The sequence below is a fragment of the Pseudomonas sp. GL_091 genome (assembly GCF_057837725.1).
This window is the reverse complement of sequence record NZ_CM174451.1, coordinates 4,740,494-4,757,527: the sequence shown is the minus strand read 5'-3', so window position 1 is coordinate 4,757,527 and position 17,034 is coordinate 4,740,494. Positions and strand designations below refer to the sequence as shown.

Genomic DNA, 17,034 nt, shown 5'->3' with positions numbered 1-17,034 from the left:
ATGAGAATCGATTTGAGCGGAAAACTTGCAATCGTCAGCGGCAGCACCGCCGGCATTGGTCTGGGCATCAGCAAGGCACTGGCCGAGGCGGGCGCCACGGTGGTGGTGATCGGCCGCGACACGGCCAAGGTCGAGCAGGCAATGGCGAGGATTCGCCAGCGTGTTCCTGCTGCGCAATTGCGTGGGGTGACCGCTGACCTCGGCACAGCCGAAGGTGCCGAAATATTGTTCGCCGCCGAACCTCGGGCGGACATCCTGGTGAACAACCTCGGGATCTTCAATACAGTGGATTTCTTCGACGCACCGGACAGTGAGTGGACACGCTTCTACGAGGTCAACGTGATTTCCGGCGTGCGCCTGTCTCGGCACTACACGCCGGAGATGGTCAAGCAGGGATGGGGGCGGGTGATCTTCCTGTCTTCGGAATCCGGCGTGGCGACACCGGCGGACATGATCAACTATGGCGTGACCAAAAGCGCCAACCTGGCCGTGTCCCATGGCCTGGCCAAACGCCTGGCCGGCACCGGCGTGACGGTCAATGCGATCCTGCCCGGCCCGACCTTTACCGATGGCCTGGAAGACATGCTCAAGGACGCCACGGCCGAATCCGGGCGCAGCGCCCGGGACGAAGCCGATGCGTTCGTGCGCAAGGCCCGGCCGACGTCGATCATCCAGCGCGTGGCGGACGTCGAGGAAGTCGCCAATCTGGTGGCCTACATCGCTTCGCCGTTATCCTCGGCCACTACCGGCGCTGCCTTGCGGGTCGACGGCGGTGTCGTCGACAGCCTGGCCATCTGAACCTTATTGATTGGAGAGAGTATTTCATGGCAACTGCATCAGCCTTCATCGACATCCCGGCTTCGGCCGCTCAGGTCTGGCAATTGATTGGCGGTTTCAATTCGCTGCCGGACTGGCTGCCGTTCATTCCCAAGAGCGAGCTCAGCGAAGGCGGGCGCGTGCGCAGCCTGCAAACGGCGGACGGCGCAGTGGTGATCGAACGCCTGCAAGCCTTCGACAACGCGAGCCAAACCTACAGCTACTCGATTTTGCAGGCACCGTTTCCGGCGACTGATTATCTGGCGACGATCAAGGTTCAAGCGCAAGGCGAGGGCGCGCGGGTGACCTGGTCCGGGAGGTTCGAACCGGTGGGTGTGAGCAACGAGGAAGTGGAGGCGTTGTTTACCGGCATCTATCAGGGCGGGCTTGAAGCGCTGCGGGCCAATTACCCGGCTTGATAAACACCACCAATCCCTTGTAGGAGCGAGCTTGCTCGCGATGGACGTCAACGAAAACGCTTACTGTCTGAATGAGCGCGTCGACCTTGCGTCCATCGCGAGCAAGCTCGCTCCTACAGGGTCGTGGGTATCAGGTCTGCGGAATCAAACTCTCCTGGCAGTCCAGCACCAGCCGCGCGCCACCCAGTTCGCTGCTGCCCACTTCCAGGGTAAACCCGTGCAGGCTGACAATCGCCGCGACGATGGACAGCCCCAGCCCGAAGCCGCTTTTATGATTGCCCGCCTCGGCGCGATAGAAACGCTGGAACACCGCTTCACGTTCCGTTTCGGGAATGCCCGGGCCGGAGTCGAGCACTTCGATCTGCGTGTGCCCGCCAGCATTGACCCCGCGCAAGACCACCGCGCCACCGGGCGGGGTGAATTTGATCGAGTTGCTGAGCAGGTTCGCCACCGCTTCGAACAGCAGTGCGCGGTCGCCATGGAGGGGTGGCAATGACGCGGGCAGGTGCAGCTGGAACACCAGGCCGTCGTCCTCCGCCAGGGGCAGGTAGAACTCATGCAGCTCTTGCAGCAACGCCACCGGGTCCACTTGCACGAAACCGGAGCGGCGCTGGCGGTCTTCCAGTTCGGAAATTCGCAGCAATCCACGGAAGCGCGCCATCAGCGTATCGGCCTCGGCCAGCACCAAGTCCAGTTGCATGGCCTGCGGCGAGCCTTCGCCGGCTTGCTGCTGCATGCGGTAAAGCTGCGCGCGCAGACGGGTCAGGGGCGTGCGCAGGTCATGGGCGATGTTATCGCACACGCCCTTGACCTCGTTCATCAGGCGCTCGATGCGTTCGAGCATGGCGTTGACGATGGCGGCGAGCATGTCCAGTTCGTCACGCCGATTGGACAGTGGCAAGCGCCGGCTCAAGTCGCCAGCGACGATGGCTTCGGCACTGGCCTGAATCCCGCGAATGCGCCGCAACGGCCGGCGGCGCAGCAATGACCAGCCGACGATACCGGGCACGATGGTCAGGGTCACACCCCAGAACAAGGCGTGAAGGATGATCCGGGTCACGGCGAACAGCGAACCGTTGTCGCGCACCAGCACCAGCCAGCGGCCGTCGAGGGTGCGGGTCGCCACGGCGTCGCAACTGTCGGCGGGCAGCGTCTGGTCGTCGCTGTCGTCGGAGGCATCGCAATCGCGCAGCATGTGGATCTTGCCATCGAGCGGCAAGCCGTCCGGAATGTAGCGCAGGGCGCCACTGAGGTAACGGTGTTGGGCATCGAACAGGCCGTAGGCGTCGATGCCGCGGATGTCGAAGGTCATGCTGACGGCGAGGGCGTCCACCAGTTGCTCGCCCGAGAAGCGCGAAAACAGGTGCTGGCGTTGCATCAGCGAATGCTTGGCCAGGTTGTCCAGGTAAGCGGAAACCTCGTAGTACATGACCCCCATGAGAATCCCGCTCCAGATCACGAACAGCGAACTGTAGAGCGCCAGCAGACGACTGCTGGAAGAGCGCCAGCCTTTAGACGGGTTCGGCAATGACATAACCCGAGCCTCGCACGGTCCGAATCAGTGGGACATTGCCAGGCGGGTCGATCTTCTTGCGCAGACGGCCGATGTGTACGTCGATCAGGTTGGTGCCGGGGTCGAAGTGGTAACCCCAGACTTCTTCGAAAATCATCATCCGCGAGAGGATTTGCCCGGTATTGCGCATCAGGAACTCCAGCAGTTTGTATTCGGTGGGCAACAGCGTCAGCAGTTGACCGTCGCGGCTGGCTTCGTGGCTGATCAGGTTCAGCTCCAGATCCGCCACCCGCAGCGTTGTGGCCTGGGCGGTCACGGTGTTCTGCCGGCGCAGCAGGACTTCGACCCGGGCGGCCATTTCATCGGTGGCGAAGGGTTTGGTCAGGTAGTCGTCGCCGCCAGCGCGCAAGCCGCGCACGCGCTCATCGACGTCGGACAGGGCGCTGATCATCAGGATCGGCGTGGCCACGCCCATGGTCCGCAGGGTGGTGACGATCGCCAGGCCATCGAGCTCGGGCAGCATGCGGTCGAGGGTGATCAGGTCATAGTTGCCGCTGACCGCACGCTCCAGCCCTTCGCGGCCATTGTCGACCCAGTCGACGTCGAGGCCGTGGCTACTCAGTTCGGCGACAATTTCCCGGGCGGTCACGGCGTCGTCTTCGATGGTCAAGATGCGGGTCATAGGGCTGGCCTGATTAAATGTTCACAACGTTGTGCGGCATTTTGCCAAGAAATGATCGCAGGCTTTTTAAATAAAAGTTCATGGAAATTCCGCGCTTCGGTCAATGCGCAGATCCCGCTGAACATACCCGTTCACCGCAATCCCCTGTGGGAGCGAGCCTGCTCCAGGCGGCGTTCCGCCGATGACGGCAGAACAGGCAAAGTGAATCTGTCAGTCAATCGGCGTACTGACAAACACCTCAAGCCCTTCGGCATACGCCGTGAACGCAGCTATCCGCGGAAACTGCGCCGCACTCACCTGATCCGGCACCACCAGGTTGGTGAAGCTCCAGGCCACCGCCAGGGTAATGCCGTCCTGCTCAAGCGAACCGTCAGTCTTCAGCGGCTGCTTTTCCAGCTCCCGCTCCAGTGCCGAATAGGCTGCCTTCAGCTGTCCTTCCACCCGCTGCACCCAGGGTTCGAATTGAATCTCCTCGGGCCGCAGATTGCGCTCGTAGTAAAGCTGCACGGACTTTTCGCTGGCGGCCAGCGCCAGGCCAATCAGGCGCAACGCGCGCAGGCGCTGACTCGGCTCGACGGGCAGCAGAGTGGTGTCGGCCAGGGTTTCCAGGTAATCGATGATCAGTGTCGAGTCCATCAACACCTCACCGTCATCCAGCACCAGGGTGGGCGCCTTGACCACCGGGTTGATCTGCTGGAATTGTTCGAAGTGGCGGAACACCGAGACCGATTGATGTTCCAGGGCGATTCCCAGGCATTTGGCAGAAATGGCGGCGCGCCTTACATAGGGCGAATCCAGCATACCGATCAGCTTCATGGTCCTTTCCTTTATATGGCCATTTCGGGAGGGACAACCTTAGCTGAGGTTCGCAACCCTGCAAATGACCGTGAATAATGCCCGGTGCAAGCCGTTTGTCTTCTATATACAGCCGCTCGATTGAATTTCTTGCTATAAACGCACTCCGATTACCGCCTCAAAGCCTGCCATAGAGCATTTTCAGGGCTTTGTCGGACAAATTCGCTGTCTTTTCGGTTGCTGAGGCCTCAAGTCGGCCGTAGACTGCCGCCCCTCGTAAATTGAGTGCCGGGTGGCGCTTGGAACAAACGGCGCCTTTCCGATGGCCTGCCCAGGTCTGCCGGAACGCTCCCTTATTCGCCTTAATGCACGTTTTTTTATAGAGATATCAATGACAAAGGACAAGTTGCTGGCCATGCCGGCGGATGACTACATGAATGCCGAGCAACATGCTTTTTTCTCCGAGCTGTTGCAGAACATGAAAGTCGAAACCCATGAGCGCATCGAACAGAACCGCATTGCCATCGAAAGCCTGGATACCCCGGCTGATCCGGCAGACGCGGCTTCGGTCGAAGAAGAACGCACCTGGCTGGTGAACGCGATCGATCGCGACCAGCGCATGCTGCCTCAGTTGGAACAAGCCCTTGAGCGCATCAAGGAAGACAGCTTCGGCTGGTGCGACGACAGCGGCGAGGCGATTGGCCTCAAGCGCCTGCTGATCAGCCCGACCACCAAGTACTGCATCGAAGCTCAGGAACGTCACGAGCAAATCGACAAGCACCAGCGTCAGGCCTGATTCCGCGGGGCAGCCCCTTTGATCCGGGCTGCCTTGAAAAGATCGCAGCCTGCGGCAGTTCCTACGCAATTGAAGTAGGGCGCTGCCGCAGGCTGCGATCTTTGTTTTCTGCCGTCTTCGATTTCCCGGTTCTTCTATTGATCTGCTGCAACGTTCGCGACTAAAGGCTCATGGATAATGGCTTTATAGTGGCGTTTAATGCGAAGACAACAATTAGAAGCTTTCCGGGGTGACGATGATGACGAGAGACGGGTCTCTGGTTGCGGCAGTGCCCGCACCCGTGCTGTTGCCGAACAACCGCTGGCTGACGCCAACGCTGCAAAGCATCGCCCTGATGCTGTTGTTAAGTGGCATGACGCTGGGCGACGGATCGCTCTACCTTGGCCTGCCCCTGGCCGTATTGATTATCTGGCTGCTTCGACTGCGCGCGCGCGCGACCCCGAAGGCTGCTTGCCCCGCCAACCCCGATGCCATCGGCGAGTTGACTCGCGATCTTTCCTGCACCACCAGCCATAACGCACTGTCAGCCGCCGGTGTGGCGTTTTCGGTTCGGCAATTGGCGGAAAAACTGCAATCGCAGCTCAAGGCGGCGGCACAGATCGTCAGCAATGCCGAGGTCATGATCACCACCGAGCAGGCCACCTCGACGCTCAGTCGCCAGGCGCTCAGTGCCGCCAGCGAAGCTCATCAGAGCGGAGTGGTCGGGCGTACGGAATTGATCGAGTCCATTGCGCGCATGCATCAGCTCAGCCAGCGCGCCGGCAACAGCCGTGAACTGATCGAAGCCTTGAGCCTGCGCAGTGATGATATCCAGCGGGTGACCCTGGTGATTCAGTCCATCGCCAGCCAGACCAACCTGCTGGCGTTGAACGCAGCGATAGAAGCGGCGCGGGCGGGGGAGCACGGTCGCGGGTTTGCCGTGGTGGCCGACGAGGTTCGCGGGCTTGCCGCACGCACGGCGACCGCCACTGGCGAAGTGGGCGAAATGGTGGCCGACATCCAGCAACGCACGGCGGAGGTGGTGGAGCAGATCCGCCAACTGTCCGGCGACCTTGACTCCGGCGTCGAGCAGGTAGAGCGCACGGGACAGCACCTGGAAAACATTGCCCGTCTGGCGGCCAGTGTCGAGTCCCAGGTCGGAGAAATCGCCCAAGGGGCAGACACCAACCGCGAACAGCTCGACAGCCTGTTTCACGCCATCGAACAGATGCGCAGCGATCTGGCGGTCAGCGACCAGCAGACTCAGCGTCTGGCCCATGCGGCGGTGCAAATGGAGGGGCAAGCCGAAACCATCAGCGAGCGTCTTGCCGAGGTGGGGCTGGATGACTATCACCAGCGGATCTATGACCTGGCCCGGGACGCCGCGAGCCAGATTGCAGCGCGTTTTGAGGCGGATGTCGACGCCGGTCGAATCAGTCTCGATGATCTGTTCGACCGCAATTACCAGGTCATCCCCAATACCAGCCCGGCCAAGTACCAGACGCGTTTCGACCGCTACACCGATCAGGTGTTGCCAACCATTCAAGAACCGTTGTTACCTCGTCACGAAGGATTGGTGTTCGCCATCGCCTGCACCCAGCAGGGTTATGTGCCGACCCATAACAAGGCGTTCAGCCAGCCGCTGACGGGCGACGCGCAGATCGATGCCTTGCAGAACCGGACCAAACGCAAGTTCGCTGACCGCACCGGGATCCGTTGTGGCAGCCATCAGAAGGCCGTGCTGCTGCAAACCTATACGCGCGACACCGGCGAGTTGATGCACGATCTCTCGGTGCCGATCATGCTCAAGGGCCGGCATTGGGGCGGTTTGCGCCTGGGCTACAAGCCGGAAAAGCCACGCTAGAAACCCCGGGCTGCCGGACGATTGTTACGAATCCTGCAATGAACCTGTGCAGGGATTTGCTGTTTCCTCGTCGGAAATCTGATTAACATACCTATTAATTAGGTTGCTAATTAATTTCGAGGGGTCAGCATGCAAGGCAAAGTTGATGTCGCGGTCATGATCGGCAGCGGTGTACCGGCCAATTTGCGATCCATGGGGCACAAGGTCTGCTGGGTGGTGTTGCTCAATGGCGAGCGCCGGGGCACGGCGTTCTCCAGTCGCGACGAAGCGCAAGAGTGCAAGGCCGCCTGGCTGGCGCAATTGAGCGCCGAAAGTCCTGACAGCCTGCATTGAGGTGGTCAATGCGTCTGGTGCATGCGCAGGTCAGGTCGTCGACCACCCGCGCCCAGTCAGCTTCTTCGCTCACCGCCAATCCGACAATCAGGCTTTCAATGCACCCGCATCGACCGCGGCCTTCAGTTCCTGGGCCGATTCCTGGGCCGCAATGGCGGCGACATCCGGGGTTTTGAACCAGCGATCCTTTTCGACCTGGTGATACGTCACGGTCTTCAGCGGTGGTTTGGCCCGCATGACAATCACGGCCTGGAATTCACCCTCGACTTCTCTGGCTTCACCCCGGATAAAAAACTCGCCAATATCAAATTCCGTCACGTTGCCGACTTCCCCTGGAAATACATTGTTGTTGTCAACGCAACCCGATTTTCTGCGGATCCGTTTTATATGGCGGGCAGTATGGCAGTAGTTGCCCGTCGACGGCTCAGATAAGTCGGCAGGCAGACGAAACGTCGATGGCGATGAGTGCGGCGGGCATGTCAACAATGTGATTCCAGAAACCGGGCGAGGGCACAGGCTTCGTTATGATCGGCTCGGAAACCTCTTACGCAGCCTGTCGAAATATCCTTGATATGAAAGAAGGCAATGCCCGCCATCACCACCTGAAATCGCGGGCGGGCCGGGACATCGTGAGGCGGTTCGTGGTGGCGGAACCGTATCGGATGCGAGGTTGGCGCTGTTTCCGAGTCAGGCACCAAGGGATAAGCAAAGTGAGTCAGCGTGCACATATGAAGTCCTTTTCATGGTTTTATCGACGTATGTACGTCGTTTTGGCTAGTCTCCAAGAGCATCGCTGCTCTAGAATCACCCTCACTGGCGGGTGATCGATGTTTATCTAAAGCAATTTTTTGCGGACGATATGTAGGAAAAGATTTTTTCTTGATGAGATTTTTCCCCGAAGTTGATAGTCCATAATTTTCTGGCAGCAGGAAGGGCGTTTTCCTTCAGCCTGTGACGAACGCCAGTCAGGACGACGCGAGTGACGTTCCAGTAGTCTTCTCAAGCTTCGTGATGAATGAGTGCACTGCTCATTCAGGACTTCAATCCGGGTTCTTTGGCGACACCTTCGGCATTGCCGCTTTTTTGGCTGTGCGTTTATTTTTCGCGCACGGCACCATTTTTCAGATGTGGGGATGTTTCCTTGGCAGTAAGTAATCTCGATATGCATGCTTTGTTCGTGCTGGGTGATTTGCGCGCAAAGCTGGTCAAGCAGTTTCAGTCACGTTTCGTTTACATCACTGAACAGAACGCTGAAGGCATTTACATTGCCGAAATCGACACCGAATCAGCCCTGGTGGTGGACGACAAACCCGGACTCAAACTCAAGGTCGGCGATCATTTCAGCGCGTCCGTGCTGCCCAGTCGCGAAGGCGGCAAGCTGGACATCAAGTTCCGCGACATCAAGCTGACGGTTTACGGCATTGGCGATTACGCCTTCGTGACCACGGCCGACGGTCAGGGGATCGTGTTCAAGGAAGGTCACAGCGTGGTGATGGTGTTCGCCGCCCATCAACAGTTGCAGGAAGGCCTGACCAAGACCCTCAAAGCCGTGACCGCCAAGGCGGCCAAGTGGCGCAAGGGCGAGTTGGTGACCTTCAAGGCCAGCGAGTGATGACCCTGACCCGCGCCGATTTCCACGAACAGAACCTGGCCAGCGCTCAAGACGAAGCGCGGCGGCTGTTCGGGCAGAAGACCATTCTGCAAGGAGCCTGGCTGAATTGGGTGGCGTCACAGCTTTACCGGCTGCAACCGGCAGAATACGCCAGCATGGTCAGGCGAGAGCTGATGCGTTTGCAGGAAACCTTGGAAAACTGACCCACGCACCTCGAAAGCACGAACCTCTACTACAGTCAGTGGACTGAGTATTCAGAGGCTTCGCGGTCTACTGCCAGGCCATCCTGCTATTGCTGTGAACAGCACGAGGTGCAAAAGCATGAACGGATTTCGACGGTTGCTGGCTGCTGTCCTGGCCACCTTCGCTTTGCTGGCGACGCCCGCCCAGGTGTTTGCCGCCCAGACACCGATCCACTTCGCCGACCTGAACTGGGAAAGCGGCAGCCTGATCACCGATGTCCTGCGCATCATTGTCGAGAAGGGCTACGGGCTGCCGACCGACACCTTGCCGGGCACCACCATCACCCTGGAAACCGCGCTGGCCAACAATGACATCCAGGTCATTGGCGAAGAGTGGGCCGGTCGCAGCCCGGTGTGGGTCAAGGCGGAAGCCGAAGGCAAGGTCGTCAGCCTTGGCGACACGGTCAAGGGTGCTACCGAAGGCTGGTGGGTACCGGAATATGTGATCAAGGGCGACCCGGCCAAGGGCATCAAGGCGCTGGCGCCGGACCTGCGCAGCGTCAGCGACCTGCCGCGTTACAAAGACGTGTTCAAGGACCCGGAAGCCCCGACCAAGGGACGTTTCCTCAATAGCCCTATCGGTTGGACCTCGGAAGTGGTCAACAAGCAGAAGCTCAAGGCGTATGGGCTGGACGACAGCTACGTGAACTTCCGCAGCGGTTCGGGCGCGGCACTGGATGCAGAGATCAGTTCGTCAATTCATCGTGGCAAGCCCGTGCTGTTTTACTACTGGTCACCCACGCCGTTGCTCGGCCGCTTCAAGCTGATTCAACTCGAAGAACCACCGTTCGACGCCGAAGCCTGGAAGACCTTGACCAACGCCGACAACCCCAATCCACAGCCGACCCGTTCCCTGGCCTCCAAACTGTCGATCGGTGTGTCCACCCCCTTCCAGAAGCAATATCCGCAGATTGCCGAGTTCTTTGCCAAGGTCGAGTTTCCGATCGATCCGCTGAACAAGGCGCTGGCCGAGATGAGCGAGAAACATACGCCGCCGCGCCAGGCTGCGCAGGCGTTCATGAAGGCTCATCCGGACGTCTGGCGAGCCTGGCTGCCCAAGGACGTGGCGGATAAAGTCTCCGCCGGAATGTGAGCTTGCGCCGGTATGAGCAATTGGTCTTGCACTCGGCCGCGCACTTCAGGAAAAGCCGACTAGCCTGTTCTGTTCATATCCCTTTCAAGGATCTCTGAACCATGACCTTGCTGTTGGCTCAATCGCTGGTGACGATCTTCGCCGTGATCAGTCTGGTGCATGTGTATTGGGCGTTGGGTGGCGAGTGGGCGGCGGTGGCGGCGGTCCCGCAAGTACCGCAGGAGGGCAGCGCACAACTGAGGCCAGCGTTCAAGCCACGAGGCTGGATCACGCTGGTGGTGGCCGGAGTGTTGCTGTTGATTGCGGTGCTGGTGTGCTTGCGGGTGGGTTGGTGCCTGCCACCGTTGCATCACCGGTCGTTGCAGTGGGTGATCAGCGCGATCGCGATTTTGCTGTTTGCCCGGGCCATTGGCGATTCGGAGCTGGTGGGTTTTTTCAAAGAGGTCAAAGGCTCGAAGTTTGCCCGGCTCGACACCTGGGTTTATTCGCCGTTGTGTGTGGTGCTGGGGGCCGGGTTGTTGGCGGTGGCCTGGGTCTGAGGCAGACCGGTCTTGCTGTGTTGGCTGGTCTATAGCCTTCGCGAGCAAGCCCGCTCCCACAGGGTTCAGCGCAATCCCTGTGGGAGCGGGCTTGGTCCGGGTGGCGATCCGACGAAGAGGCCGGTCCAGTCGATACAAAACTTTGGGCTAACTACCGCTCTCGGTCCGCCGGCTGCTCACTTCGGCCGGCACATCATCCCCGGCCATGCGTTTGCGAAACAGTGCTGCCCGGGCCAACAGCAAGGTCGTCACCGGCACGGTAATCGCCAGCAGGATCGGAATCAGCCAGGCGTGCAATACCGGCGCGGACTTGAGCGCCGAAAAGTAGATGATCGAAGCCAGCGCCACGCACCAGGCCCCGAGCGTCGACGCCAGGGCTGGTGGGTGCATGCGCTGGAAGTAGTCCTTCATGCGCAGCAGGCCGGTGGCGCCGATCAATGCAAACAGACTGCCGAGCACCAGCAGGATCGCCACCGGGATCTCCACCCACAACGACAATGGCGTATTCATTCGATCACCTCACCACGTAGCAGGAATTTCGCCAGGGCGAACGAACCGACGAAACCGAACAGGGCGATCAGCAGCGCCGCCTCGAAGTAGGTGTCACTGGCATAGCGAATACCCAACGCCAGCATCATCAGCATCGCGACGATGTACAGGTAGTCCAGCGCCAGGACCCGATCCTGGGCCGACGGCCCCTTGAACAGGCGGATCAGGGTCAGGATCATCGCCAGGGAAAAGAAGAACAGGCTCAGCAGGATCGCGTTCGACAGCAAGGGGCTCATTCGAAGATCTCCATCAACGGGCGTTCGTAGGTCGCCTTGAAGTGCTGGATGAACAGCGCCTCGTCGTCCAGATCGAAGACGTGCAACAGCAAAATGCTGCGGTCCAGCGCCAGCTCCGACCAGACCGTACCGGGCACTACCGTGGTGATCATCGACAGCGCGGCCAGACCGTTGGCGTCACGCAAGTCCAGCGGCACCTTGATGAATTGCGAGCGGGGCGGGCGGCGCCCCGCATTGAGCACGCTCCAGGCCACGGCGAGGTTGGACACCAGCACATCGCGCCCGACCAGCAGGACCAGGCGCAGGATCACGCCAGGGCGACGGATGCGCACCGGCAGCGGACGCAGCCTGCGCATCATCAATGGCGCACAGAACCCCAGCACCGCACCCAGCAGCAGGTTGCCGGGACTGATCGACAGGTTCAGCAGCAACCACAGCAGCCACAAGGCCAGCGACAGCAAGGGTGCCGGAAACAGGCGCTTCATGGCTGCACCTCCAGCGTGGTCGCATGGGCCGGCGGGTTCGGTACGACGCGCGTGTCGAGCACCGCCATCACGTATTGCTGCGGGTTGTACAAGGCATCGGCGGCGGCCTGGGTGTAGCGCAGCAGCGGATCGGCCTTGAAGGTCAGCGCAATGCTCAAGCCCAGCAGGGCGAAGATCGGTACGCATTCCAAGCGTCGCAGCAGGGGCGATGGCCGTTCCGCAGGCGTCCAGAAGCGCTGGATGCCCAGGCGCGAGAACGCGATCAGCGATGCCAGCCCGGACACGATCAACAACACCAACAGGCACCACGCTGCGCTGGAAATCGGCTGGTCGCCGCTGTTGCCCAGACCCAATGGATTGAGCAGGGCGCCGATCAGCCCCAGTTTGCCGATAAAGCCGGAGAGCGGCGGCATGCCGATGATCAGCAAGGCGCAGGCGATGAAGCTCAGGCCGAGAAAGGCCATGGTCCAGGGAATCACCTGGCCGACCACGGCTTTCTGGTCGTCGTCGAGGTTGGTGCCTTTGGGCGGATGCAGGGATTCCAGTGGCCGGGGCAGCAGTTCGGCTTCGTCTTCGAGCAGGATTTCGTTGGCCGAGCGCGAGCGCTCGATCAGTTCGGCCAACAGGAACAGCGCGCTCAACGCCAGGGTCGAGCTGAACAGATAGAACAGCGCCGCGCCGACCAGGTTCGGCTGGGCGAAACCGATGGTCGATAGCAGAATGCCCGCCGACACCAGAATGCTCAGGCTGGCCATGCGCTCCAGGCGTTGCGCAGCGAGGATCGCCATGGCAGCGCAGACGATGGTCGCCATGCCGCCGTAGATCAGCCAGTCACCGCCATAGAACGCCGATGCCCCGGCCTGGGCGGAGAACAGCAGCGTCCACAGGCGCAGCAAGGTGTACACGCCGACCTTGGTCATGATCGCGAACATCGCCGCCACCGGCGCACTGGCCGAGGAATAGGCCGGCACCAGCCAGAAGTTCAGCGGCCACATGCCGGCCTTGGCCAGGAATGCGATGGCCAGGATCCCCGCACCGGCGTGCAGCAAGCCGCGATCAGCTTCGGACACCAGCGGGATCTTTACCGCCAGGTCGGCCATGTTCAGCGTGCCGGTGACCCCATAGATCAGCGCCGCGCCAATCAGGAACAGCGACGAGGCCAACAGGTTGATCGAGATGTAATGCAGCCCCGACGACACCCGCGCCCGGCCCGAGCCGTGGAGCATCAACCCGTAGGACGCGGCCAGCAGCACCTCGAAGAACACGAACAGGTTGAACAGGTCCGCGGTGAGGAACGCGCCGTAAAGACCCATCAACTGGATCTGGAACAGCGCGTGAAAACTCGAACCTGCGCTGTCCCAGCGTGCCATGGCGAACAGCAGGGCACTGACGCCGATGATGCCGGTCAGCACCAGCATCAGCGCCGACAGGCGATCGACCACCAGCACCAGGCCGAACGGCACTTGCCAGTTGCTTGGCAGGTACACACCGATGGAGCCGGGCACGCCGGTGGTTTGTGTCCATTGCAACAACGCCACGGCAATGCCCAGGCCGAGCAGGCTGGAGAACAGATTGATCTTCGCCTTGAGCGGCCGGTGCTTCTCACCGAGCATCAGCATGATCGCGGCGGTCAGCAGCGGCAGCAGAATGGGCGCGACGATCAGGTGAGTCATCGCCATCATTCCCTGGGCTCCCGGCCATCCACATGGTCGGTGCCGGTCAGGCCTCGGGAGGCCAGCAGCACTACCAGGAACAGTGCGGTCATGGCAAAGCTGATGACGATCGCCGTCAGCACCAGTGCTTGTGGCAGTGGGTCGGTGTAGTGCAACAGATCCTGCGGCACGCCGTCCTTGATGATCGGTTCCTTGCCGATGAACAGGCTACCCATGCTGAAGATGAACAGATTGACGCCGTAGGACAGCAGGCACAGGCCCATGACCACCTGGAACGTCCGTGGACGCAGGATCAGCCAGACGCCGGACGCGGCCAGTACGCCGATGGCGATTGCGATGACTTCTTCCATCAGACGGCTCCTTTGGTGACAACGGATCTGGGCTGGGCGGCGGTTTTGTGGCCGCGCACCGATTGGTGGGCGAGGGCGGTGAGGATCAACAGGGTCGAGCCGACCACCACGCCGTACACGCCGATGTCGAAGAACAGCGCGCTGGCCAGGTGAATGTCACCCAGCAGCGGCAACGAGAAATGCCAGGTGTGGGTGGTCAGGAACGGATAGCCGACCAGCATCGCCCCCAGCCCGGTGGCCGTGGCAAACAGCAGTCCGGTACCCATCCAGCGCAACGGCCGCAGGCTCATTTGCGCCTCGACCCACTGCGTGCCGGCGACCATGTATTGCAGGATGAACGCCACCGACATCACCAGCCCGGCGACAAAACCGCCGCCCGGTTGATTGTGCCCGCGCATGAACAGGTAGAACGACACCACCAGCGCCACCGGCAACAGCAGGCGCACCAGCACCGCCGGCACCATCATGAAGCCGAGCGCGGTGTCGCTGGCGTGGCGCGGGTTGACCAGGTCGGTGACCACATCCGGCGCGAGCAAGCGTTGCTGGGCCGGCAGTTGCAGGCTTTCCTTCGGCGGACGGAAGCGGCGCAGCAGGGCGAACACGGTCAGGGCCACGGCCACCAGCACGGTGATTTCACCGAGGGTGTCGAAGCCACGGAAATCCACCAGCATCACGTTGACCACGTTGCTGCCGCCGCCTTCGGGCAAGGCACGACTCAGGTAGAACGAGGAAATGTCGTTGGGGGTCTGGCGCGTCAGCATGGCGTACGCCAGCAACGCCATGCCGACACCGACCGCGGTCGACAGCAGCAAGTCGCGGATACGCCGCACCCGCGCCCGGCGCAGACTGCCCGGCAACGGCGAGACCTCCTCGATCCGCCGTGGCAGCCAGCGCAGGCCCAGCAGGATCAGCACCGTGGTCACCACTTCGACCGCCAGTTGGGTCAGGGCCAGGTCCGGCGCCGAAAACCAGACGAAGGTGACGCAGGTCATCAGGCCACAGACGCTGACCATGGTCAGGGCCGCGAGCCGGTGATACTTGGCCTGATAGGCCGCGCCCAAGGCGCAGGCGATGGCCAGCAACCACAAGGTGACGAACACGATCGACCCGGGGATTTTCGGCCGGTCACCCCAGTGAAGGCTGCTGTGCAACATGGGAATCAACCCCGCCAGCACGGCGGCGAGCACCACCAGGAACAACTGCATTTGCAGGCGCCGGGTGCCAATCCTGGGCTCCAGGCGACGGGCCAGGCGCACAATCGCGACCAGCGCGTATTCGAACAGGTGCTTGCCGTCCAGGCGCCCGACGACGGGCGGACGGTCGAAGCGCCCGCGCTTGAATTGATTGCGCAGCAGCAGATAGAGCACGGAGCCGCAGGACAAGGCGATCAGGCTCATGATCATCGGCGCGTTCAGGCCGTGCCAGATGGCCAGGCTGTATTCGGGCAGCGTGCCGCCGACCACCGGTTGCGCCGCGGCAGCGAGCAGCGGGCCGACTATCTGGGCCGGGAAGATCCCCACCAGCAGGCAGGTGAACACCAGCAACTCGACCGGCGCGCGCATCCAGCGCGGTGGCTCGTGGGGCGTGTGGGGCAAGTCGGTCGCGGGCGGGCCGAAGAACACATCCACGGTGAAACGCAGGGAGTAAGCGACGCTGAAGGTACCGGCAATGGTTGCCACGATCGGCAAGCTCAGTTCGACCCAGCGCGTGGCATTGATGAATACGGTTTCGGCGAAAAACATTTCCTTGGACAGGAAGCCGTTGAGCAACGGCACGCCGGCCATCGAGGCGCTGGCGACCATCGCCAGGGTGGCGGTAAACGGCATCAGCTTGTACAGACCGCTGAGTTTGCGGATATCGCGGGTGCCGCTTTCGTGGTCGATGATGCCCGCGGCCATGAACAACGAGGCCTTGAACGTCGCGTGGTTGAGGATGTGGAACACTGCGGCGACGGCGGCCAGCGGACTGTTCAAGCCAAGCAACAGGGTGATCAGGCCCAGGTGGCTGATGGTCGAATAGGCCAGCAATCCCTTGAGGTCGTTCTGGAACATCGCGCAGTACGCCCCGAGCAACAGGGTGCAGGCACCGGCGCCGCTGACGATGTAGAACCATTCTTCACTGCCCGAAAGCGATGGCCATAGCCGCGCGAGCAGGAAGACCCCGGCCTTGACCATGGTCGCCGAGTGCAGGTACGCCGACACGGGCGTCGGCGCGGCCATGGCGTGGGGCAGCCAGAAGTGAAAGGGAAATTGCGCACTTTTGCTCAGGGCGCCGATCAGGATCAGGGGCAACAGGATCGGGTAGAGGGCATGGGCGCGAATCAGGTCACCGGCGGCCAGGACCTTGTCCAGGTCATAGCTGCCGACCACATGGCCGAGCAGCATGACCCCCGCCAGCAGGCACAAACCGCCCGCACCGGTCACCATCAACGCCATGTAGGCACCGCGCCGGGCATCGGCGCGATGGTGCCAGTAGCCAATCAACAGGAACGAGAAGAGACTGGTCAGTTCCCAGAAAAACACGATCTGGATCAGGTTGCCGGAGATCACCAGGCCAAGCATGGCGCCCATGAAGGCCAGGAAAAACGCGAAGAATCGTGGCACCGGATCGTTCGGCGACATGTAGTAGCGGGCGTACAGCGAAACCAGAGTGCCGATGCCCAGCACCAGCATGGAGAACAGCCAGGCGAAACCGTCCATGCGCAGGACGAAGTTCAGGCCCAGGCTGGGCAGCCATGAAAACTCTTCGTGAATGACGCCGCCATGGGCGATCTGCGGGTACAGGAATGCGACCTGAAGGGTGCCGATCAGGGCGATCAGGCCAGCCAGCAGGGATTCGGCGTTACGTGCATTGTGCGGCAACACGGCCGCCAAACAGCTACCTATGAAAGGCAGAAGCAGTAGAACTATCAGGGACATAGGCTTCTAATCTGCGGAAGTTTGTGAAGCATCATACGTGCCAGTTCCCGGATCACCAAACGCCAAGCTGTCGCAGAATCCTACACGGTAGACGGAAAAGTCCTGATTCACATTGTTTCAGAGAGGGGGCGGCCTATCCG

At 61.2% G+C, this 17,034-nt stretch carries 20 protein-coding genes; 9 read left to right on the top strand and 11 right to left on the bottom strand.

All coding sequences use genetic code 11. The features are described from left to right. Positions 1–798 (top strand): SDR family NAD(P)-dependent oxidoreductase, encoded by a 798-nt coding sequence (locus AC3ITY_RS21640; RefSeq protein ID WP_489304827.1) that lies wholly within the window; start codon positions 1–3, stop codon positions 796–798. Positions 799–824: 26 nt separating this feature from the next. Next, on the top strand, positions 825–1,235 hold the full coding sequence (locus AC3ITY_RS21635) for an SRPBCC family protein (protein WP_489304826.1): 411 nt from the start codon (positions 825–827) through the stop codon (positions 1,233–1,235). Positions 1,236–1,365: 130 nt separating this feature from the next. Here the strand turns inward: AC3ITY_RS21635 and AC3ITY_RS21630 are convergent, their stop codons facing one another. From AC3ITY_RS21630 to AC3ITY_RS21620, 3 genes are all read right to left on the bottom strand, one after another. Further along, on the bottom strand, positions 1,366–2,769 hold the full coding sequence (locus AC3ITY_RS21630; RefSeq protein WP_489304825.1) for a sensor histidine kinase: 1,404 nt from the start codon (positions 2,767–2,769) through the stop codon (positions 1,366–1,368). Next, positions 2,747–3,430 carry a response regulator transcription factor gene (locus tag AC3ITY_RS21625; protein ID WP_020796732.1) on the bottom strand — a complete coding sequence of 228 codons (684 nt, stop codon included), beginning with the start codon at positions 3,428–3,430 and terminating at the stop codon, positions 2,747–2,749. The genes AC3ITY_RS21630 and AC3ITY_RS21625 overlap by 23 nt, the downstream gene beginning before the upstream one ends. Before the next feature lie 210 nt (positions 3,431–3,640). Beyond that, a complete protein-coding gene (locus AC3ITY_RS21620) occupies positions 3,641–4,246 on the bottom strand; it encodes a glutathione S-transferase (RefSeq protein ID WP_489304824.1) in 606 nt (201 codons plus the stop codon). A 370-nt stretch (positions 4,247–4,616) separates the two neighbouring features. On the opposite strand from AC3ITY_RS21620, the gene AC3ITY_RS21615 reads away from it, so the two are divergent. From AC3ITY_RS21615 to AC3ITY_RS21605, 3 genes are all read left to right on the top strand, one after another. After that, entirely contained in the window at positions 4,617–5,021 is a 405-nt protein-coding gene (locus AC3ITY_RS21615) for a TraR/DksA family transcriptional regulator (RefSeq protein ID WP_007907888.1), read from the top strand. A gap of 235 nt (positions 5,022–5,256) precedes the next feature. After that, positions 5,257–6,864: a methyl-accepting chemotaxis protein gene (locus tag AC3ITY_RS21610; RefSeq protein ID WP_489304822.1), complete on the top strand. Its 1,608-nt coding sequence runs from the start codon at positions 5,257–5,259 to the stop codon at positions 6,862–6,864. Between the two features lie 129 nt (positions 6,865–6,993). Further along, entirely contained in the window at positions 6,994–7,197 is a 204-nt protein-coding gene (locus AC3ITY_RS21605; RefSeq protein ID WP_489304820.1) for a hypothetical protein, read from the top strand. Positions 7,198–7,284: 87 nt separating this feature from the next. Here the strand turns inward: AC3ITY_RS21605 and AC3ITY_RS21600 are convergent, their stop codons facing one another. Together AC3ITY_RS21600 and AC3ITY_RS21595 are read right to left on the bottom strand one after the other, a co-directional pair. Then, entirely contained in the window at positions 7,285–7,515 is a 231-nt protein-coding gene (locus AC3ITY_RS21600) for a hypothetical protein (protein ID WP_489304818.1), read from the bottom strand. A 161-nt stretch (positions 7,516–7,676) separates the two neighbouring features. After that, positions 7,677–7,925: a hypothetical protein gene (locus AC3ITY_RS21595; protein ID WP_489304817.1), complete on the bottom strand. Its 249-nt coding sequence runs from the start codon at positions 7,923–7,925 to the stop codon at positions 7,677–7,679. 413 nt (positions 7,926–8,338) lie between these two features. Between AC3ITY_RS21595 and AC3ITY_RS21590 the strand changes: the two genes are divergently transcribed. From AC3ITY_RS21590 to AC3ITY_RS21575, 4 genes are all read left to right on the top strand, one after another. Continuing rightward, positions 8,339–8,809: a hypothetical protein gene (locus AC3ITY_RS21590; protein ID WP_007986246.1), complete on the top strand. Its 471-nt coding sequence runs from the start codon at positions 8,339–8,341 to the stop codon at positions 8,807–8,809. Then, on the top strand, positions 8,809–9,012 hold the full coding sequence (locus AC3ITY_RS21585) for a hypothetical protein (RefSeq protein WP_489304816.1): 204 nt from the start codon (positions 8,809–8,811) through the stop codon (positions 9,010–9,012). The genes AC3ITY_RS21590 and AC3ITY_RS21585 overlap by 1 nt, the downstream gene beginning before the upstream one ends. A 118-nt stretch (positions 9,013–9,130) precedes the next feature. After that, positions 9,131–10,144 (top strand): ABC transporter substrate-binding protein, encoded by a 1,014-nt coding sequence (locus AC3ITY_RS21580; protein WP_489304815.1) that lies wholly within the window; start codon positions 9,131–9,133, stop codon positions 10,142–10,144. A 101-nt stretch (positions 10,145–10,245) separates the two neighbouring features. Continuing rightward, positions 10,246–10,683, top strand: a complete 438-nt coding sequence (locus tag AC3ITY_RS21575; RefSeq protein WP_489304814.1) for a DUF3995 domain-containing protein — start codon at positions 10,246–10,248, stop codon at positions 10,681–10,683. 147 nt (positions 10,684–10,830) lie between these two features. Here AC3ITY_RS21575 and AC3ITY_RS21570 read toward each other — a convergent pair whose 3' ends face one another. The 6 genes from AC3ITY_RS21570 to AC3ITY_RS21545 are packed head-to-tail and all read right to left on the bottom strand — an operon-like array spanning position 10,831 to position 16,894. Then, positions 10,831–11,193, bottom strand: a complete 363-nt coding sequence (locus tag AC3ITY_RS21570) for a Na+/H+ antiporter subunit G (RefSeq protein ID WP_007973772.1) — start codon at positions 11,191–11,193, stop codon at positions 10,831–10,833. Further along, the gene (locus AC3ITY_RS21565) at positions 11,190–11,468 is read right to left on the bottom strand and encodes a K+/H+ antiporter subunit F (protein WP_007986253.1); all 279 of its coding nucleotides are present in this window, start codon (positions 11,466–11,468) and stop codon (positions 11,190–11,192) included. The genes AC3ITY_RS21570 and AC3ITY_RS21565 overlap by 4 nt, the downstream gene beginning before the upstream one ends. After that, positions 11,465–11,953, bottom strand: a complete 489-nt coding sequence (locus AC3ITY_RS21560; RefSeq protein WP_489304813.1) for a Na+/H+ antiporter subunit E — start codon at positions 11,951–11,953, stop codon at positions 11,465–11,467. The genes AC3ITY_RS21565 and AC3ITY_RS21560 overlap by 4 nt, the downstream gene beginning before the upstream one ends. Further along, the gene (locus AC3ITY_RS21555) at positions 11,950–13,635 is read right to left on the bottom strand and encodes a monovalent cation/H+ antiporter subunit D (protein ID WP_489304812.1); all 1,686 of its coding nucleotides are present in this window, start codon (positions 13,633–13,635) and stop codon (positions 11,950–11,952) included. Before AC3ITY_RS21555 ends, AC3ITY_RS21560 begins: the two co-directional genes overlap by 4 nt. Then, the gene (locus AC3ITY_RS21550) at positions 13,632–13,976 is read right to left on the bottom strand and encodes a Na+/H+ antiporter subunit C (protein WP_007973781.1); all 345 of its coding nucleotides are present in this window, start codon (positions 13,974–13,976) and stop codon (positions 13,632–13,634) included. The genes AC3ITY_RS21555 and AC3ITY_RS21550 overlap by 4 nt, the downstream gene beginning before the upstream one ends. Next, a complete protein-coding gene (locus tag AC3ITY_RS21545; protein WP_489304810.1) occupies positions 13,976–16,894 on the bottom strand; it encodes a monovalent cation/H+ antiporter subunit A in 2,919 nt (972 codons plus the stop codon). Before AC3ITY_RS21545 ends, AC3ITY_RS21550 begins: the two co-directional genes overlap by 1 nt. Positions 16,895–17,034 lie beyond the last annotated feature (140 nt).